16 protein-coding genes, 1 tRNA gene and 1 pseudogene are annotated in these 19655 nt (G+C 67.7%); 4 read left to right on the top strand and 14 right to left on the bottom strand.

Annotated elements, in window-relative coordinates; all coding sequences use genetic code 11:
* Positions 1-401: 401 nt before the first annotated feature.
* From CUT39_RS00280 to CUT39_RS00270, 3 genes are all read left to right on the top strand, one after another.
* On the top strand, positions 402-1409 hold the full coding sequence (locus CUT39_RS00280) for a type IV toxin-antitoxin system AbiEi family antitoxin domain-containing protein (RefSeq protein WP_100443949.1): 1008 nt from the start codon (positions 402-404) through the stop codon (positions 1407-1409).
* Positions 1410-1447: 38 nt separating this feature from the next.
* Complete coding sequence (locus CUT39_RS00275; RefSeq protein WP_157930399.1) at positions 1448-2326, top strand: nucleotidyl transferase AbiEii/AbiGii toxin family protein; 879 nt, start codon at positions 1448-1450, stop codon at positions 2324-2326.
* A 118-nt stretch (positions 2327-2444) separates the two neighbouring features.
* Positions 2445-3863, top strand: a complete 1419-nt coding sequence (locus tag CUT39_RS00270; protein ID WP_157930398.1) for a hypothetical protein — start codon at positions 2445-2447, stop codon at positions 3861-3863.
* Between the two features lie 94 nt (positions 3864-3957).
* Here CUT39_RS00270 and CUT39_RS00265 read toward each other — a convergent pair whose 3' ends face one another.
* The 9 genes from CUT39_RS00265 to CUT39_RS00225 form a co-directional block, all read right to left on the bottom strand.
* On the bottom strand, positions 3958-5319 hold the full coding sequence (locus CUT39_RS00265) for a tyrosine-type recombinase/integrase (RefSeq protein ID WP_198586752.1): 1362 nt from the start codon (positions 5317-5319) through the stop codon (positions 3958-3960).
* A gap of 726 nt (positions 5320-6045) precedes the next feature.
* Positions 6046-6119 (bottom strand) — tRNA-Pro (locus CUT39_RS00260).
* An 88-nt stretch (positions 6120-6207) separates the two neighbouring features.
* Positions 6208-7575 carry a ribosome biogenesis GTPase Der gene (gene der / locus CUT39_RS00255; RefSeq protein ID WP_100443946.1) on the bottom strand — a complete coding sequence of 456 codons (1368 nt, stop codon included), beginning with the start codon at positions 7573-7575 and terminating at the stop codon, positions 6208-6210.
* A complete protein-coding gene (gene cmk, locus CUT39_RS00250; RefSeq protein ID WP_100443945.1) occupies positions 7568-8248 on the bottom strand; it encodes a (d)CMP kinase in 681 nt (226 codons plus the stop codon). Before cmk ends, der begins: the two co-directional genes overlap by 8 nt.
* Before the next feature lie 155 nt (positions 8249-8403).
* Positions 8404-8778, bottom strand: a complete 375-nt coding sequence (locus CUT39_RS00245) for a YccF domain-containing protein (protein WP_100443944.1) — start codon at positions 8776-8778, stop codon at positions 8404-8406.
* A 24-nt stretch (positions 8779-8802) separates the two neighbouring features.
* A complete protein-coding gene (locus tag CUT39_RS00240; RefSeq protein ID WP_100443943.1) occupies positions 8803-9540 on the bottom strand; it encodes a pseudouridine synthase in 738 nt (245 codons plus the stop codon).
* On the bottom strand, positions 9527-10279 hold the full coding sequence (gene scpB / locus CUT39_RS00235; RefSeq protein WP_100444054.1) for an SMC-Scp complex subunit ScpB: 753 nt from the start codon (positions 10277-10279) through the stop codon (positions 9527-9529). The genes CUT39_RS00240 and scpB overlap by 14 nt, the downstream gene beginning before the upstream one ends.
* Positions 10280-10292: 13 nt before the next feature.
* Positions 10293-11159 (bottom strand): segregation and condensation protein A, encoded by an 867-nt coding sequence (locus tag CUT39_RS00230; protein ID WP_100443942.1) that lies wholly within the window; start codon positions 11157-11159, stop codon positions 10293-10295.
* Between the two features lie 76 nt (positions 11160-11235).
* On the bottom strand, positions 11236-12159 hold the full coding sequence (locus CUT39_RS00225) for a ParA family protein (RefSeq protein WP_100443941.1): 924 nt from the start codon (positions 12157-12159) through the stop codon (positions 11236-11238).
* A gap of 298 nt (positions 12160-12457) precedes the next feature.
* Here CUT39_RS00225 and CUT39_RS00220 point away from each other — a divergent pair, with 298 nt between their 5' ends.
* A complete protein-coding gene (locus CUT39_RS00220) occupies positions 12458-13144 on the top strand; it encodes an RNA-guided endonuclease InsQ/TnpB family protein (protein WP_157930397.1) in 687 nt (228 codons plus the stop codon).
* Between the two features lie 24 nt (positions 13145-13168).
* Here CUT39_RS00220 and CUT39_RS21585 read toward each other — a convergent pair.
* The 5 genes and pseudogenes from CUT39_RS21585 to CUT39_RS20065 form a co-directional block, all read right to left on the bottom strand.
* A pseudogene (locus CUT39_RS21585) lies at positions 13169-13465 on the bottom strand (IS110 family transposase); the annotation flags it as partial.
* Between the two features lie 254 nt (positions 13466-13719).
* Positions 13720-14841: an alanine dehydrogenase gene (gene ald, locus CUT39_RS00210; RefSeq protein WP_100443939.1), complete on the bottom strand. Its 1122-nt coding sequence runs from the start codon at positions 14839-14841 to the stop codon at positions 13720-13722.
* Positions 14842-15038: 197 nt separating this feature from the next.
* Positions 15039-15596 (bottom strand): NUDIX domain-containing protein, encoded by a 558-nt coding sequence (locus CUT39_RS00205; protein WP_232805500.1) that lies wholly within the window; start codon positions 15594-15596, stop codon positions 15039-15041.
* Between the two features lie 75 nt (positions 15597-15671).
* Entirely contained in the window at positions 15672-17354 is a 1683-nt protein-coding gene (locus CUT39_RS00200; RefSeq protein WP_100443938.1) for a CTP synthase, read from the bottom strand.
* Positions 17355-17424: 70 nt separating this feature from the next.
* Positions 17425-19653, bottom strand: coding sequence for a hypothetical protein (locus tag CUT39_RS20065; protein ID WP_100443937.1), 2229 nt, complete (start codon positions 19651-19653; stop codon positions 17425-17427).
* Positions 19654-19655 lie beyond the last annotated feature (2 nt).

Below are 19655 nucleotides of genomic sequence, written 5' to 3'. Positions count from 1 at the left end.
GGCCGAGACTGACCCTGGAGGCCGAAGTAATCGCCCTATGCTGGACGCGGATCGGCGCTATCGCCCCGCTCGCTGTCTTATCTTGCCCTGCCCCGCAAGCTCGCCACAGAGAGAAAGAACCGCACTCGCTATCAGGCCGGCGACACCGCCCGGCATCACCGGCGCGACACCCCAGCCCGGGACCACCGCACGCCACGAGAAAACGGGGGCAGCTGCTGCGTTGTGCCAGCCAAGTCGATTCAATCTAATAATCAGGATGAACTGACTGATTGATGGATGTATTATGACATTTCTTGATAATTTAGGCCTGTCAAGAGTGCCCAGGACTGGCAGTCAGCAAGTGCGCTAGCAGATCTAACACTGAAGCTTGAAAAGTAACTACTTGGTGATACAATCCAAGCATGAAATCGATCGAAGCGCTGCGCATCCTTGCCGAACTGTCGGTGTCGCAGTGGGGGCTGTTCACGACCGCCCAGGCCGCAGCGAGAGGCGTCTCCAGACTCACCCTGACTCGCCTGGCCGAGTCTGGGCAGCTCGAGAGGCTCACCCACGGCGTGTATAGGGATGCCGGGGCTCCAGGAGACGAGTTCGAAGGACTTCGGGCCGCATGGCTGAGCCTCGACCCGGCGCATCTCGCTGAGGAGCGACTCGGGCTAGGCGGGACCGCCGTCATTTCCGGTGCAACGGCTGCGTGGCTCCATGGGGTAGGGGATCTGCTTCCCGAGCCGTACGAATTCAGCACTCCGCGGCGACGGCAGACGCAACGCTCGGAAATTCGATTCAAGGTCCGGGACCTCGACGATTCGAAGATCACCGTCGAGAGCGGACTTCCTGTAACCATCCTTGAGCAGACGATCAGCGATCTCGTTGCAGCACGTACTGATCTCAGCCTCGTCGCCAAGGTCGTCGCAGACTCGGCAGCGAAAACCTCGCTTGACCTTGAGCTGCTTTCCGATCTCCTCGATCCACTAGCCGCGCGAAACGGCATCACTTACGGTAGTGGCGAGGCACTACTCGAACATCTGATGAGAACGGCCGGTATCGACAAAGATTCACTCGCCGAACATCTCGCGTCGAGCTCTCTAGGCCGGCTGGTGGCCGCAGACTATCTTGCCAAGTTCTCGGAGCAGATCCAGGGAATGCTGACCATTCCGGATCTGGATGAGAGCATACGGTCGATATCGGCATCGATAGCGGAAAATGAGGTCCTCAACACCGAAGATATGATCCTGGCAATAGGAGTCTCGCAGATCCTCCGAGAGGGGATGACCGAGGAATTCTCCCACGCAGTAAGCACAAGCCTACCCGAACAGGTGTGGAGCAAGGAGGTTCTCGGTCGCCTAGCCCGGATTGGCTCGATGGAATCCAGCGCACATCGGGCGAGTAATGAGATGCGAGATGAAGAATGAGCGGAAAGTCTGGATACACGACGGCGGCGGCCGTGCTAATGGCCATCAAAGACGCTGCGAAGCGGGCGAACCGCGACGATAAGTCCGTTTCCGTCGATGCCCGTATACGCCAGGCGTATTTCGACAGATTTCTATGTCGAGTATTCTCGGAAGGGGATAGATCGGAGTGGGTGCTGAAGGGTGGTACTGGGATGCTGGCTCGGATACCCAACGCCCGCGTCACACTGGATATCGATCTCTGCAGGTCCGGGTTCAGTCTTGATCAGGCGCTCGAGGATCTAAAGCGTCTGGCCGCCATCGATCTCGGGGATCACTTTCGATTCGTGTACCGCGATCACAATCCGATAGCCGCCGGAGAATCACAGCCGTACACCGACGGATATCGAGTAATCTTCGAGACCTACATCGGTGTCAAGAAGTCGACGCCTATCAGAGTTGATCTGGTGACTGGAGTGCGTCTTACGGGAGCCGTGACGATCGCTCCGCCCTCCAACCGAGTGATGGTCCGGGATCTGATAGAGCACGATTACCGACTCTATCCGATAGCCGATCAGATCGCTGACAAGGTCTGCGCCACGATGGCAACCTACCGAGGCGATCCCTCGAGCCGAGAGAAAGACCTGATCGATCTTGTGGTGATTGCCAAGACTCAGGCCCCGGACGCCGTAGAGCTTCGCGACGCGATCGAACTTGAGCGGCGACGGCGCAGACTTGATCCATTCGACCGGTTCGGCGTCCCTGAAAACTGGGGGCCGGTCTACGCAAAGCTCGCAAAAGGCATCCCTCACTGCGCAGCGCAAAAAGACCTACCGCAAGCGATGGAACTCATGCATGCGTTCCTCGACCCGGTGATCACCGGAACAGTCGACGGACGCTGGAACCAAACTGCCCAGTACTGGGAGGGGTCGGAACAGTGAGTCCTTCCGTGCACCTGGTCGCTATGCTCCCGCGGGCGAGACACGGCGCGTCCGTGCGGAGCGGCAGATCAAGTTAGCCTTGGGGGTTCCCCGCCGGGTCTGCTGGAAGGAGCCGTGAATGGAACGCACTGGTCCTTTGAACGATCGCCAGCTCGAGACGCTGCAGCTCATAGGTTCTGGTGACGATCTGAGCAGTGACGAGCATACGGGACTGAGGATTACCGCGCGGGCGTTGGCCTCGCGCGGCCTGGTGACCATCAGCAAGCGCACCGGGCAGTGGCGGGCCGCCATCACCGACGCCGGACGACACTATCTTGAACACGGCCGTCACCCGGACGCCCGCAGCACTCCTGCAGCAGGTTCACGCCGGAAGGTCCAGCGGCCTCGTGCCACCTCGGCCGATGGGGTTTCGGCGAAGACTCCGACGCCGCGCCACACGCCCGCTGGGATTTCGCGGGACCGGCATGCCGACGCGGCTGCGTTGGTCGAGCGCCTGGTCGCCGAGCACACCGTCCGCCTGCCTTCGATGAGCGAGTCCGAGTACGGCCGGTGGCGCAAGACCATCGACTACGCCAAACGCAACGGACTCGTCCCCGAAGGGCACTTCATCGAATCCATCGGCAGCGCAGAGACGAGCACGACGATCAGGCTGGTCGCAGGCGTCCATCCCAATGCCGCTCGAAAGCACGCCCAGGGACTCGAACCCGTACCGGTACCTGACCGGTTGCGCCGTCCTCATCCGGTGGTGGCCCGATTGCGAGACGACAGCGACCGGCTCATGATGCCCAAGGAGCTGCGTCGTCGGAGCTTGCTGATCTTCCAAGCCCTCGCTGGAGCCGCCCTCGAACGCGGTTGGAAGGTCAGCGATCGACCGGTGACCGATCGCCACCAGTATGGGTCTTACGGCAGCCGCAAGTACCGTCGCCGTGATGGTGCAATCGAAATCAGGATCGATGGCTTCACCTACGCGGTCACCGTCGACCAGGAATTCCCGCAGTCCGTGCATCCGGTCAAGTCCCAGAGCCTCAAACTGGAACTGCCGCACTCCGGATCGAGCGGGCAGTCGAAATGGGCCGACCGGAAGACGATGACCTTGGAGGAGCGGCTTCCCGAGGTCGTCGCGGGCTTGGCGAAGCGCGCGGTCGACGATCGCAAGAGCGCTATTGCCGCAGAGAAGGCTAAAGTCGAGCGGCAGCGACGCTGGGAGAGCGCGATGGCCCGTGCCAAGGAAGAGGCACTGGAGCACCACTATGGAACAGTGCTCGACCAGCAGGCTCAAGCGCTCGAGCGGTTCCGCGTCCTCTCGGTCTTCTGCGATCAGCTAGAAGCGAAGATCCGGTCCGCGGCCCCCGATACCACCGGACTCGAGTCGTCCAAGCAGTGGCTGCGGTGGGCGCGCGCCTACACCGCCTCGATCGATCCGCTCCAGGTGTTGCCGGCGATGCCGTCCGCACCCGACTTCAAGCTCGAAGACCTCAAACCGTTCCTTGGCAATTGGAGCCCCTACGGCCCCGAAAGCCACTACGGCCGGAGGTGAGCTGGCAGCCGGCGCCGCAGACCCATCTCCGTGTGCCAATCACCCGTATCTGGTTGTCAGCGGTGCGATTTGGCAGGGAACCCGTCGATGCAGTTCAGGAGGTGGCGTGCTCGTCGGGATTCGGCGGCTCAGTGCCGGCGGCCATCTGTCCGAGCATGGCCTGGAGCTCGGCCATTCGGTCCATGACGGCCTGCATCGAAGTCGGTTCGGCCAAGGTGGCCGCATCGTCGCAGGCGTTGGCGGAAGGTTGGACTCGCGGCCCGCGGACTTTGTCGAGCGCGGCGAGGGCGGTGTCGTCGGCGTTGTCGAGCGTGTGGAGGTAGCGCTCCGTGGTCTGGATGCTGGCGTGGCCCAGGCGTTCCTTGACGACCATGAGATCTGCGCCGCCGCCCAGGAGCCAGGACGCGTGCGCGTGGCGGAGCCGGTGCATCTTGACATCGAGCGGCAACGCCGCCTTTGCCAAGGCAGGCTTGATGATGGTATCGGCGAACCAACGGCCGGGGATGTGGCCGTCGGAGTCGATAGTCCGGCGTCGGCGAGGCGAGTCTTTGCCGAGCGCACGACGCTTCCGCCGGTAAGCGGCGACCGCGGCCCTGCAGTACAGGCATCGGCATTTGCCGTTGGTGTAGGCGGTGGTGGTGCCGTGTGCGTAGATGCGTCCCTGCTCGTTGGGCCCGGTGTAGCCCCGATCGCCCGGTTCAAATTCCAGGTCGTCCTCGAGGGGTTCTTGGTTGTCCGGCTGGTACCAGAACAACAGGTCCTCAGCTGCAAGCCGGTGGCGGTCGATGTGGTCACCGACCTTCTCGGCGAATGCCCGGTCGACTCTGATCAGGCGGTACTCCTTGTCTTTGGGGTAGTCCTTGACCTGGAAGGGGTTGCCGTCACTGCGGAAGTCGGGAGCCAGTCGGACAACGGCGCGGGCGACGGTGAAGACACCGGTGGGTCGGTCGAAATCCTTAGGGCGCAACTCGGTCAACTCGCCCCAACGCATGCCGGTCTCGATCGCGGTCTCGACCAGGATCCGGGGCATCGCGCCCGGGATAGCGGCAAGGAACTGCTCGAACTGGGTCGGGGAAATAGTCGCCAGCGGCTTGGTCGGGACCGGGTCGGTCTTGACCAGCCGACAGGGGTTGCTCGGGATGAGTTCATCGTGCACGGCGCTGGTGAGCACGGCGCTCAGGATCATCTTGAGGTTCTTGCGGTTCGACGCCGAGAGTCCCGCAGCATTGAGCGCGGTCAACCACTGCTTGATCGTCGTCGCTCGGATGTCGACCAGTCTCCGGTGGCCGAAGAAGGGCATGAGATGCGCATAGAGCGAGTAGGTGTAGCCCTCGCGCGTGGAGGCCTCGACGATGAGGTTGGGCAGCCACTGCCGTTCGGCGTACACGTCGAAACGCACCGTGCCGCAGGTCGACGGCGGCGCCGCCTCGTTCCTGGCACCGGTGTCGTCGGACACGTCCTCGCCGCCACGAACCGTCCTCGTGGCTGGCCCAAGGCTCGCGGTGTCGCCGCCGAGGAAGACCATGGTGTAACGGCTTCCGCGCTTCCCTCGATGTGATCGCTGAGCGCCCATGCGAGCAGTCCTCTTTTCCTGTTACCGATCCACGCATTCGCGGGGACTTGATCAGGGATCATCCACCACCTCAAGTGGACTTGGCACACATCGACACGCCAGCGCCTTGACGATTCCCATACCCAACAACATGCTCTTGCCTCGCATTTCGGCTGGCAGTAGCGCCTTGAGCTGGATCCGCCTCCCGTGCAGGTGACAAGTGCTCGGTGGCGCAGACGCTCACAACGAGTGCATCTGCATTTCCACTGTTCAGGCGGTCGCTGCTCGGATGTCGGCACTGGGACCTGCTGTCTCTTGAATCGACGCCCAGCGGAGAATGCATCCGCAATCAACGACCCCAGATCAGAGAACTAGCCCCTGAACTGGTCAAACGTCGGTTTGGCAGCCACGCCGACAGGTCCGAGACGACTACGATCTCCGAACGCAGACCTGTCAAGTGCTCTGAGAGAAATCCTCGCGACGAGCGATCATGCGTTTCCTCAGCTCAGGACCGTGTCGGTGGAATCCTGGAACTTGAACCTGCCGCCCCTTGACCTGGCGCTCAGGCGTGAAAACGTTCACATAAAACGAAACACAGGCCAGAGATTTGGTCTCTGACCTGCGAAAACGTCGGGCTGACAGGACTTGAACCTGCGACCCCTTGACCCCCAGTCAAGTGCGCTACCAAGCTGCGCCACAGCCCGCTTCCGACCGCTTCGGGCGGCCGGAGACAACTTTAACCCATCGGCTCCGGGGCGACCAGGCGAGGTCCCCCGATGTGGCCCCGGTCGGTCATCTCCGGGCCTTTTTGCGCGGTTCGCGGGGCTTGACGGCCAAATCGATCGGCGAGCCCCGGAACCCGAAGTCCTCGCGCAGGCGGCGCTGGACGTACTTCAGGTACTGCTTGTCGAACCTGCCGGAGGTGAAGAGCACGAAGCGGGGCGGCTCGATGTCGGCCTGGGTGGCGAACAGGACCTTCGGTGCCTTCCCGCCGCGGACCGGGTGCGGGCGGGCCTGCTGGAGGGCGCTGATCCACTGGTTGAGCTCGCCGGTGGCGATGCGCTGGTCCCAGCCGTCGAGGGCCTCCCGGAGGGCCGGGGCGAGCTTCGAGACCGACCGGCCGGTCACGGCCGAGACGTTCACGCGGGGCGCCCACGACACCTGGGCGAGCTCGCGGTCGATCTCCTTCTCCAGGAAGTACCGCCGGTCGTCGTCGACCAGGTCCCATTTGTTGAACGCCAGGACCAGGGCGCGGCCGGACTCCACCACCTGCGTCAGGACGCGCTGGTCCTGCTCGGAGATGGGTTCGGAGGCGTCGAGCAGCACGATCGCCACCTCGGCGGCCTCGACGGCCGCGCCGGTGCGGAGGCTGGCGTAGTACTCAGTGCCGGCGGCGAACTTGACGCGCTTGCGCAGACCCGCGGTGTCGACGAACACCCACGTCTCGCCGTCCAGCTCGACCTGGGAGTCCACCGGGTCGACGGTCGTGCCGGCGACCTCGTCGACCACCGCCCGCGCCTGGCCGGCGATCCGGTTCAGCAGGCTCGACTTGCCCACGTTCGGGCGGCCGATCAGGGCCACGCGGCGCGGGCCGCTCTCCTTGAGCCGACCGGTCGGCTGCTCGGGGAAGGACCAGACGATCTCGTCGAGCAGATCGCCCGCCCCCCGGCCGTGCAGCGCCGACACCGGGTGCGGCTCGCCCAGGCCCAAGCGCCACAGGTCGGCCACGTCGGCCTCCTGGCGGGTGCTGTCGACCTTGTTCGCCACCAGGAGCACCGGTTTCTTCGCCCGGTGCAGGATCCGGACTGCCGCCGCGTCGGCATCGGTCGCGCCCACGGTGCCGTCCACGACGAAGACCACCACATCGGCCGTGCTCATCGCCAGCTCGGCCTGGGTCGCGACCGCGGCGGCCATGCCCTCGGCGTCGGGGGCCCAGCCGCCGGTGTCGACCAGACTGAAGTCCCGGCCGGCCCACTCGGCGTCGTAGGCGACCCGGTCGCGCGTCACGCCCGGCTCGTCCTGGACGACGGCGGCCCTGCGGCCGAGGATGCGGTTGACCAGGGTCGACTTGCCCACGTTCGGGCGGCCGACGACGGCAACCGTCGGGACCGGGCCTCGTTCGACCTCGTCGAGTTCGGCCCAGGTCGCTTCGTCAGTCATTGATGTCCCTGTTGTTCAGCAAAGCCAGGATCTTCGCGACGACCTCCACGACCGGCAGCTCGGTGGAATCGATAACCGTGGCGCCCTCGGGCGGATCCATCGGTTTCGTCGTCTCCGAGTCCGCCCCGTCGCGCCGCGCGATGTCCTGCTCGGTGGCCGACTCGTCGGCCCCGACCTCGGCGGCGCGGCGCTTCGCCCGCTCTCCCGGGTCGGCGGTCAGGTAGACCTTGATGTCCGCCTCTGGGGCGACCACTTCGCAGATGTCGCGCCCCTCCACGACGATGCCCTTCTTGGCCTCGCCGATGAGCCGCTGCTGCTCGGCGACCAGATGCTTGCGGACGGTCTTGTTCGCGGCCACGGTCGAGACGGCCTTGGTCACGTCGTCGCCGCGGATTTCCAGAGTGGCGTCCTCGCCGTCGACACGGGCGAAGGGATCTTCGGGGCTGGTGCCGAACTCGAGCTTGGCGTTCTTGACCGCCTTGGTCACCTGCGCGGTCTGCGAGGGGTCGACTTCGGCCCGGAGGACCGCAAGAGTGGCGGCGCGGTACATCGCACCGGTGTCGAGGTAGGCGGCGTCAATGGCGGTCGCGAGGGTCTTGGAGACGGTGGACTTCCCCGCCCCCGACGGGCCGTCGACGGCGACGACCGGTGCGCTCTTCTTGTTCTCAGGCACTGTCTCGCTCCGTTCTTCAACTGCAAACCACGCAAACCTACATCATGCCTGGATGGACCGGTAGGGGTGTGGTTTGTCCCCAAGGGTGGCACGGAGCGCGAACCCGACCCGATCCGGGATAGGGATTCCGACCGTCCGGAACGCCGGAGGCCGCCCTACGGGACCTCCACGACCCGGGCGCCGAGCGGCCACAGCGCAAGCGGGATCATCTTCCAGTTCGCGACCGCCAGCGGGATGCCGATGACGGTGATCGCCAGCGCCGCCCCGGTGACGAGGTGCTCCAAGGCCAGCCACCAGCCGAACAGCACCAGCCAGAGGACGTTGCCCAGGAGAGTGAGGCAGCCCGAGGCCGGGTCGCGCACCACCGTCCGCCCGAACGGCCACAGCGCGTACCCGGCCATCCGGAACGAGGCGATCCCGAACGGGATGGTGACGATCAGGACGCACGCCAGCACGCCCGCCAGGAAGTAGCCGATCGCCAGCCAGAGGCCCGAGAGCACCAACCAGATGACGTTGAGGATGAACCGCACCCTGCCAGGATAACCGCCGCTCGCCTACATGCCGACGTCCCGATAGAGCCGGCCGATCTCGTCGGGGCTGAGCCGCCGGACGGTGCCGGGCTTGAGGTTGCGCAACCGCACCGGGCCGATCTCGGTGCGCACCAGCCGCGAGACCCGGTGCCCGGCCTGATCCATCAGCCGCCTCACGATGTGCTTGCGGCCCTCGTGGATGGTGATCTCGATCAGGGACTGGCCAGCGTGCTCGTCGATGATCTTGAGCTTGTCGGCCTTGGCGGGCCCGTCGTCGAGTTCGACGCCGGCGAGCAGGCGCCGGTAGGTGGGTTTGTCGAGGATGCCGGCGATCTGGGCCCGGTAGGTCTTGGGCAGGCCGTGGGAGGGGTGCATGATGCGGTTGGCCAGGTCCCCGTCGTTGGTCAGCAGCAGCAGCCCCTCGGAGTCGGTGTCGAGACGGCCGACGTGGAAGACCCGCTGGTCGATGCCCTTGGCGAATTCGGCGAGGGAGAGGCGGCCCTCCTCGTCGTCCATCGTCGAGATGACGCCGCGGGGCTTGTTGAGCGCGTAGTGGACCGTCTCGACGTCGGTGATCACCCGCTTGCCCGAGACGTGGATGACGTCCTCGGCGGGGTCGACGCGACGGCCCAGCCGCGCCGGTTCGCCGTTGACCTTCACCTTCCCTCTGGCGATGAGGTCCTCGGCGGCTCGCCTGGAGGCGACCCCGGCCTGGGAGAGCACCTTCTGGAGGCGCACGCCCGCTGTCTCAGCTTTGTTCATCTTCCTCGATATCCGTCATGTCGTCCGGCAGGAACGGCGCCAGCTCGGGGAGCTGGGCGACCGAGTCCAGACCGAGTTTTTCCAGGAACAGGGTGGTGGTGCGGTACAGCGTCGCCGTCGAATCGGGGTCGGAGCCGCACTCTTCGACCATGCCGCGGGCGGTCAACGTCCGCATCACGCCGTCGCAGTTGACCCCGCGGATCGCCGAGATGCGGCCGCGGGTGACCGGCTGCCGGTAGGCGACGACCGCAAGCGTCTCCAGGGCCGCCTTGGTCAGGCGGGCGGAGGCGCCGTCGGTCACGAATCGCTCCACGTAGCGGGCGTAGTCGGCCCTGGTGTAGAACCGCCATCCGCCGGCTTGGCGGCGCAGATCGAATCCGCGGCCGTCGCCAGTGTATTCGGCGCTCAGGCGGCCGAGGGTCTCGCGCACCTGTGAGAGTGGCCGCTCCAATACCGAGGCCAGGAACTGCTCGGACAGGGGCTCCTCCGCGATCATGAGGATCGCCTCGAGCACCGCGCCGAGGTCGACGTCCTCGGGCACCGGCACGGGGCGGTCTTCGCCCTCCGGTTCGGGTTCGGCCTCGGGTCCGGTGTCGGTCTGGGCCGGGACGGCGGCCACCGCCTCGGCGTACTCGTCGCTCTCGTCGGCCGGTTCGTCGGCCGGGGTGTCCGACCGGGCCGGCGCCGGGCCGTCGTCGCGCTGCCAGGGCGGGCGCCATTCGGCCACCGCGTCCGCCATGGATTCGGGCTGCTCACTCACCTTTCGGTTCCTCCCCCGTCTGCTGTGCACCTGCGTACTCGTCGACTTCGATCTCGGTGGGTCCCGACCCTCCGTGCCAGCGCACGGTCAGGTCGCCGAGCGCCTGCATCTGCTCGAAACCGACCAGCGCCTCCCGGTACAGCTCCAGCAGGGCCAGGAACCGGGCCACGACCTCGAGGCGGTTCTCGCAGTCGGAGACCAGGGCCCTGAAGGTGGCGGTCTCGACGCGCTGGAGCCGGCGGGACAGGATCACGGCGTGCTCGCGTACCGAGACGCGCTGGCCGTGGACGTGTTCGGTGCCGACCTGCGGCGGCGGTTTGGGTTTCATCGCCTTGCCGGCCAGTCGGGCGAATTCCTCGGGGGTGAGGTCGAGGTTCAGTTCGGGCAGCAGTCCCCGGTAGCGGTCCTCGAGGCCGGTGGAGCGGGCCACGCGGGTCGATGCGGTCTCGGCCAGGCGGGAGAGGTGTCCGGCCGCCTCCTTGTAGGCACGGTACTGGAGCAGTCGCGCGAACAGGAGGTCGCGGGCCTCCAGGAGCGCGAGGTCCTCTTCGTCGTCGACGACGGTGTTCGGCAGCAGGCGGGCGGTCTTGAGGTCGAGGAGGGTGGCGGCGACCAGGAGGAATTCGCTGGTCTCCTCGAGGTTCCAGGCCTCGTCGAGGGCGGTGACGTAGGCGATGAACTCGGAGGCGACCTGGTGGAGGGCGACCTCGGTGACGTCGAGCTTGTGCTTGCCGATCAGTTGCAGCAGCAGGTCGAACGGGCCTTCGAAGTTCTCGAGTCGGACGTGGAAGCCGGGCTCGGTCCCCTCGGTCTCGGCGTCCCGCTGGTCGGGTGCGCGCGGTGGCTGCTGCTCGGTCACGCAGGCAAGCTTAGACCGGCCGTGCGGCCACGTCCGGGTGAACGTCCGGTTTCGTGGCCCGCAGGTCGGTGGGTCGCTACTTGTCGGTGGAGGCGATGAGCTCTCGGGCGAGCTGGCGGTAGGCGCGGGCGCCCGAGGAGGCGGGGGCCCAGGTGGTGATGGGCTCGCCGGCGACGGTGGTCTCGGGGAACCGCACCGTGCGGGTGATGACGGTGGAGAAGACCTTCTCGCCGAAGGCCTCCACGACGCGCTGGAGCACCTGCCGGGAGTGGGTGGTGCGCGAGTCGTACATGGTGGCCAGGATGCCTTCGAGTTCGAGGTCGTAGTTGAGCCGCTCGCGGACCTTGTCGATGGTGTCGAGCAGCAGCGCCACGCCCCGCAGGGAGAAGAATTCGCATTCCAGGGGGACCAGGACGCTGTGGGCGGCGGTGAGCGCGTTGACCGTCAGCAGGCCCAGCGAGGGCTGGCAGTCGACGAGGACGAAGTCGAAGTCGGGGATCACAGGCCGCAGCACCCGGGCGAGGGTCTGCTCGCGGGCGACCTCGTTGACCAGTTGGATCTCCGCGGCGGACAGATCGATGTTGGCGGGCATGAGGCGCAGGCCCGCCACGTTGGTCTTCATCATGACGTCGTCGATGTCGACGTCCTCTTGCATCAGGAGGTTGTAGACGGTCAGGTCGAGCGTGTGCGGGTTGGTGCCGAAGCCGACCGACAGGGCCCCTTGCGGGTCGAAGTCCACCAGCAGCACCTTGCGTCCGTACTCGGCCAGCGCGGCGCCGAGGTTGATCGTGGTGGTGGTCTTGCCGACCCCGCCTTTCTGATTGGCCATGGCGATGACGCGGGCCGGACCGTGGCGCTCGAGCGGCTGGGGCTGGGGGATGTCGCGTTTGCCCGTGTAGCTCTCCGGGTCCGGCGAGGAGAAGTCGCCCTCGGAGTCAGCGGGTGGCACTTGCGCCGCGCGCAAAGCCGCCCACTTGTCGTTGCTGTCCACACTGCTCATTTCTTCGCGCCTCCGGGTGCGAGGACGGCACCGTGTGCCGGGCGTCTCACCGATTTGCCTGTCATTGCGACTCTACGTCAGTGTATCGAGGCTGTCGACGGCTTGCGAGACGCCGCGGCGGCCGGCGTGAGTTGCCCCGCCCGGGCGTTGCGGGCGGCCGGTGTCACCGGATTTCTCCGGGGAGGTCCCGTCCTTGAGGGCGGGGAGGGATCGGGGGTGATCGCCTTCTCTGGGTCCTGCGGAGCAGGACTGGGAGCCGGGAAGCGGACGCCGGGTGCGATACGGGTATAATGTTCGCGTGCATCTGCGGTACTCCTATCGTGTCTACCCGACAGGCCCGCAGCGGCGGGCGCTGGCTCGGACGTTCGGGTGCGTGCGTGTGGTGTACAACGACGCCGTGGCCGCGCGGCAGGCCGCGTACCGGCACCGTCTGCCCTATCCGTCGACGGCGGCGCTGGACCGGGCGCTGATCACGGCGGCGAAGCGGACGCCGGAGCGGGCGTGGCTGGGCGAGGTGTCGACCGTGCCGTTGCAGCAGGCCCTGCGGGACTGCCACGCCGCCTACCGGCACTTCTTCGACTCGCTCCAGGGGAAGCGGCACGGGGCCCGGGTGGGGCCGCCGCGTTTCAAGCGCCGCGCGGGCACGCAGACCGCCCGGTACACCCGGCGCGGGTTCAGCCTCAAACCCAATGGCCGCCTGTACGTGGCGAAGGTCGGTGCCCTCAAGGTCGCCTGGTCGCGGGACCTGCCCGCCGCGCCCTCGAGCGTGACGGTGACCAAGACGGCGACCGGCAGGTACTACGCGAGTTTCGTGGTCGCGGTCGACGACGGCGCGGACCTGGCCGAACCGATCCCGGACGAGGACGCTGAGACCGGGATCGATCTCGGGCTGAAGTCGTTCGCGGTGCTGCGCGGCGGCAAGACCATCGAGAACCCGAAGGTCTTCACCACTGAGACGGTATCCCCCGCCATGCGCCGCCGCTAGGGCGGCGGCGAACGCGTCGGCGGGATCGTTCTTGTTGCGCCCGCCGCGACGGGCCAGGCGCTGGGCCTGGACTTCCTTGGCGGTGACATCGACCAGGTCGAAGCCCTGCGAATTCAGCCAGGCGCCGAGATGGCAGCCCAGGCCGCGGAGGTTCTCTATGGCGACCAGGTCGGTGCCGAGGTCGCGGCACCATGTGCCGAGTTCCCCGTAGCCCTCCGTGGTGGCCGTGATGGTCAGCTCGCCCAGCGCCTCACCGGTGATGGTGTCGAGCACGGCGGCGGTATGGGTGGATTTGTGGGGGTCGACGCCGACGATTAGCATGAAGGGATCCTGCTCTGATGCCGAGGGTTGAGGATGGCGTCTCGGTCGGCAATCCGATTACCAGCTCAGACGCTCGCGTCGAGCATTCCTTTATCGAGCCAGACCGAGGCGAATATCGGCCAGGCGGCAGACCTCACGCAGAGCCAGCGCGAACGCGGCAGGATGTCAACGAGCCAGCCTGGCCGATATCCTCACGAGCGGCTGCGGGGAGCTACCCCGACCACCACATCGCTGGCACCAACACTAATCGGATGTCAAAGTCCGGCGAGGACCTGTTCGGCCGGGGTGACCGGCAGGTGGTGGGTGAGCGCGACCGGCTCGTTGGTCAGGTGGCCGTCGTGGGTGTTCAGGCCGCCGGCGAGCGCGGGGTCGGATTTGAGGGCGTCGGTCCATCCGCGGTCGGCGAGCTTCATGACATAAGGGAGGGTCGCATTCGTGAGCGCGGAGGTGGAGGTGTCGGGCACGGCGCCGGGCATGTTGGCGACGCAGTAGAACACTTTCCCCTCGTGGGTGAATGACGGATCGTCGTGGGTGGTCGGCCGGGAGTGGGCGAAGCAGCCGCCTTGGTCGATGGCGATGTCGACCAGGACCGCGCCGTCCTTCATGTCCGCGAGCGCTTCGTCGTCGACCACGGTGGGGGCCTTGGCGCCGGGCACGAGGACGGCGCCGATGACGAGGTCGGCGCCGCGGCAGGCGCGCCTGACCTCGTAGCGGTTGGAGACGACGGTGCGCAGGCGGCCCTGGTAGAGGTCGTCGGCGGCGTGGAGCTTGTCGATGTCGAGGTCGAGCAGTTCGATCTCGGACCGCATGCCGACGGCGATGGCGGCGGCGTTCATGCCGGAGACGCCGGCGCCGATGATGACGACCTTGGCCGGCCTGGTCCCCGGCACCCCGCCCATGAGGGTGCCGCGGCCGCCTTCGGGGCGCTGGAGGTGGTAGGCGCCGGCCTGGACCGACAGGCGCCCGGCGACCTCGCTCATGGGTGCCAGCAGCGGCAGGCGGCCGTCGGCGTTCTGGACGGTCTCGTAGGCGATGGCGGTGACGCGCCGCTCCAGGAGCGCGTCGGTGCACTCGGCGCTCGCGGCGAGGTGGAGGTAGGTGAACAGGGTCTGGCCGGACCGCATGCGGTGGTATTCGGGGGCGACGGGCTCTTTGACCTTGAGGACGAGGTCGCCCGCCTCCCAGGTGGCGTCGGCGTCGGGGCGGATGGCGGCTCCGGCGTCGCGGTAGTCGTCGTCGGTGATGGCCGAGCCGAGGCCGGCGCCGGTCTCGACGGCGACGTCGTGGCCGGCGGCGACCAGTTCGTGGACGCCGCCGGGGGTGAGTGCGACGCGGTACTCGTTGTTCTTGATCTCGCGGGGGACGGCGACTTTCACGGCACGGGTTCCTTCCGAAGCGTCGGTCCGGCATCCGGCCGGTTCGCGGCCGGTGCGGGCAGTCTATGACGCGCCGAGCCCGATTTCCCGGCTTTCCCTTGTGGGGACGGCCGACCGGGTCGACGCCTTCGCCGATGATAGTAGCGGTGCGCGGCTCGTTTCGACTACGAGACCAACGACTCCGATGCGACAGACCTTTACTTCGAAGCCTCCAGGTGGAGTCTGGTCAGGTTGAGCGCGAGCGCGCAGACGCCGTTGCGGATCTGCCCGTCGGCCACGGCGGCGAGCGCCTTGTCCAGCTCCCACCACACCAGCTCGATGTGGGCCTCCTCCTCGACGCGCCGGTGCAGGTCCGCTTCGGCGACCGGGCTCAGCTCGGTGGCCAGGTAGTAGTGGATCAGCTCGTTGGATATGCCCGGCGAGGTGTAGAACTCACCGAGTTTGTGGAGCCGGTCGCTGCGGAGGTCGGCCTCCTCGGCCAGTTCGCGGCGGGCGGTGACGGCGGGGTCCTCGCCCTCGACGTCGCGGAGGCCGGCCGGGAGCTCCCACAGGTACTCCCCCGTCGGCACCCGGTACTGGCGGATCATGCCGACGCGGCCCTGCGCGTCGACCGGGACGGCCACGACGGCGCCGGAGTGGTCGGTGAACTCGCGGCGCGCGGTGCCGCCTCCGGGCATCTCGACGGTCTCGGCGACCAGTTCGTAGATCCAGCCGCGGTAGATGAGCTCTCGGTCCAGGACACGGTATTCATGCACGCCGACCACACTAGTGCGCGTGCGGCACAGGCGGTGCGTCCGGACTTGAGAGGCCGCTCACCGGTTCGCGCGCGCTCAGACCAACTGATCGGCGGCCTGCCGCTTCAGTGCGGCGGCCACCAGGCCGGCGAACAGCGGGTGCGGACGGGTCGGGCGCGACTTCAGCTCCGGGTGGGCCTGGGTCGCCACGTAGTACGGGTGCAGCTCGCGGTCGAGCTCGATGAACTCGACCAGGCGCCCGTCCGGGGACAGCCCCGAGATCACGAACCCGGACTTGGTGAGCTGCTCGCGGTAGGCGTTGTTGATCTCGTAGCGGTGCCGGTGCCGCTCGGAGACCTCGAGGGTGCCGTAGGCCTCGGCGGCCAGGGTGCCCTCGGCCAGCTCCGCCGGGTAGGCGCCCAAACGCATCGTGCCGCCCATGTCGCCGCGGCCGGCGACGATGTCGGTCTGGTCGGCCATCGTCGAGACCACCGGGTGCTCGGCGCCCGCGTCGAACTCCTCGGAGTCGGCCCCGGCCAGGCCGGCGATCTCGCGCAGGCCCTCGACCGCCATGCACTGCAGGCCCAGGCACAGCCCCAGCGTCGGGACCATGCGGGTGCGGGCGTAGGTGATCGCCCGGAGCTTCCCCGACACCCCCCGCTCGCCGAACCCGCCGGGGATGACCAGCGCGTCGACTCCGCTCAGGGCCTTCGCGGTGGAGTCGGCGGTGGCGCAGGTGTCGGAGACGACCCAGCGGACGTTCACCTTGGCGCGGTGGGCGAACCCGGCCGCGCTGAGCGCCTCGACCACCGACTTGTAGGCGTCGGGCAGCTCGACGTACTTGCCGACGATGGCGACCTCGATGGCCGACTCGGGCCGGTGGACGCGGTCGAGCAGGTCGTCCCAGGCGGTCCAGTCGACGTCCTTGAACGGCAGGCCGAGCTTGCGGACCACGTAGGCGTCCAGGCCCTCGGAGTGGAGGGTCTTGGGGATGTCGTAGATCGACTTGGAGTCGGGCGCCGAGACCACCGCCGCGTCGTCGACGTCGCAGAACCCGGCGATCTTCTGCTTGAGGCCTTCGGGAACGACCCGGTCGGAGCGGCACACGATCGCGTCGGGCTGGATGCCGATGCTGCGCAACTGCGCCACCGAGTGCTGGGTGGGCTTGGTCTTCATCTCCGAGGAGGCCGCCAGGTACGGGACCAGCGAGACGTGCACGAAGAAGCAGTTGTCGCGGCCGATGTCGTGCCGGTACTGGCGGATCGCCTCCAGGAACGGGAGCGACTCGATGTCGCCGACGGTGCCGCCGGCCTCGGTGATGACCACGTCCGGGACGCGGCCGGTCTCGGGGTCGGGGTCGGCCATCGACGCCAGGCGGGACTTGATCTCGTTGGTGATGTGCGGGATCACCTGGACGGTGGCCCCCAGGTAGTCGCCGCGGCGCTCCTTGGCGATGACGTCGGAGTAGATCTGGCCGGTGGTGACGTTCGCCCGCTTGGACAGGTTCCGGTCGAGGAACCGCTCGTAGTTGCCGATGTCCAGGTCGGTCTCGCCGCCGTCGTCGGTGACGAAGACCTCGCCGTGCTCGTACGGGTTCATCGTGCCGGGGTCGATGTTGATGTAGGGGTCGATCTTCTGCATCACCACGTACAGCCCGCGCGCGGTCAGCAGGTTGCCGAGGCTGGAGGCGGTGAGGCCCTTGCCTAGAGCGGAGGTGACCCCGCCGGTGACGAAGAGGTGTTTCGTGGAACGGACCTGACCGTTGGCGGCGCCTGCCAAAGCGAACTCCCGTGGTTATTCGTGTCGATCGAGCGGCCGGTCGAGACTGCCCCGCCGCCGGTGGATCGCATCATCCACGGGATTCCACACTAACACTTTCGGCGCTGTTCTCCTCGTCGACCCAGGAGGGCGCGTCGACGATCATGGCCGAGTACTGGCCGTATTTGACGTGCGCACGCGCGAGCACCCTGTGGCTCATGATGACCGCGAGCGGAACCATCACCGCCAGGGCCGAGCCCAGACTCATCAGGCCCTTGCCCGCCAGGAGCCCGGCGATGGCCGAGCCGACCACCGCGGCCGAGAACGCGGCGCGCAGCGGCGGATAGAGCCCGAAGGCGCGCCGCAGTCCCCCGCCGGGGCGCAGCAGCACCAGCCAGCAGTACAGGCCAGCGATCGCGGTCAGCACCGTCAGCGGCGAACTGAAGACCGCGACGATGTTCGATCCGACCCCGGCGCCGATGACGCCGTTGGTCTGCCCGAGCACGTCGGACAGGAAGTCGCCGAGGGCGCCGCGCTCGGGCGCCGGGCGCTGGTAGTCGATCCACGACACCGCGAGCATGACCGCGACGCCGGCGAGTCCGGACCAGACCAGGCGCGCGAAGGTCACCCATCCGCCGGTGGTGATGGCGGCGGCCAGGCAGGTGCCGACCGTGATGGCCACGGCCGCCGGGAGGGAGTCGCCGAGGAAGCCCACCGAGACGACCATGACGCCTATGCATCCGATGCCGGCGATGCCCGGCGCCTGGAAGCGGCGCGGCAGCCGCCAGACCGCGGCGGCGGCCAGCAGCCACAGGGAGGCGATGAACATGCCGGTGGCGACCGGGCCGAGCTCGCCCGAGGCGGAGTCGGCGACGGTGTAGTCCCCCAGCAGCGTGCCCAGCGGAGCCGAGGCGTGGATGACCATCGCCAGGACGGTCACGATGAGGCCGAAGGACGAGACGGTGACCATGAGCCCGGCGGGGCTGTGCCGCCGCGGCAGGATGATGGCGGCGATCGCGCACACCGCTGCGATGCCCAGCGCGATGGCCGGGCCCACCAGGGCAGGTTTGGAGGCGTTCCACCAGCCGAAGAAGTCGGCGAGGATGGCGGCGCCGACGAACAGCGCGCACACCAGGGCGGTGACGATGTTGGCGCGCATGAGCCACAGCGGCGGCGGTCTGACGCCGGGTTGGCCGGCCCGGCGCAGCAGTTGCAGCAGCGGCCAGGCCACGATCGTCAGCGCCAGCAGCAGCAGCACTTGGAGCCACTGGGCGGCGGGCGCGGCGGTGTCGGCGGCGAGCAGCCGGGTGTCGGTGTCGTCGAAGACCGCCTGCCGCTCCTCGAAGGGGAGGGAGTCGGGGACCGCTCCGGCCGAGAGCCCGGTGACCGTCTCGGGTGGAGGCGCCTCCAGCAGCGACAGGATCGTGGCGGTCAGGTCGGTCAACCGCAGGTAGCCGGGTCGTTCGGCGGTGAGGTCGAGCAGGTTGTGGCCGGAGTCGTCGCCGAAGTCGGCGATGGTGGCCAGCAGCCGGTTGGGCTCGACGGTCTGGCTGATGCCGGTCACGATCAGGGCCGACCCGGCGGGGCGGGCGTCGGCGAGGCGGCCGACGACCGCGTCGAGGGCGGTCAGTGCCGTCTCGCGCACGTCCCGGTCGATCGGGAGCACCCCGCCGTCGACGACGGTGAGGGGGCATTCGGCCAGATCGGATCCGAGCTGCTCGCCGCCGGGCAGGCCGGGGCGGTAGTCGGCGACACGGCCGACGGAGTTGGCGGCGGCGTAGGCGGCGCCGGGCCCGATCGCGGTGGTGCAGGAGGTGCCGGCGGCGAGCATGCCGACTTCGGGACCCTGGTCGAGTTCGCGGTTGAGTTCGACGATCTGGGGCAGGTCGTTGAGGGTGGCGTCGTCGCCGTCGACGGTGACTCGGTCGGGTTCGACCTCGCCGCAGTCGGGGGAGTCGCCGAAGGAGGTGCTGACGGCGGGCGAACCGGCCGAGAGCGTCAGCCAGCCGTCGAGGGTGCAGGTGAAGTTGCGGGCGGAGTCGGTGTTGAGTTCGGCCAGGGAGGCGTCCTCGGCCAGCGCGTAGAGTTCCGGGGTGGTCTCGGCGTCGATGTCGGTCCAGGTCAGGCCCCCGACGCCGAGGACGATCACCGAGGAGGCGGAGGAGGGGACGCGGTCGGTCTCGGGGGCGGGCAGGATCTGCCAGGCGGCGACGAGGGCCAGGACGGCGACGGCGGCCCAGGCGGCGACGACGGCTCTGTGGCGGGCCAGGGAGCGGCGGAACCGGCGCAGGAGTCGCCGGGGTTGGAACTTCTCTAGCACGT

It is taken from the genome of Glycomyces xiaoerkulensis (genome assembly GCF_002798405.1).
Taxonomy (GTDB): domain Bacteria; phylum Actinomycetota; class Actinomycetes; order Mycobacteriales; family Micromonosporaceae; genus Glycomyces; species Glycomyces xiaoerkulensis.
The sequence above is the reverse complement of the archived record's forward strand: the minus strand, read 5'-3'. Positions and strand labels throughout refer to the sequence as shown.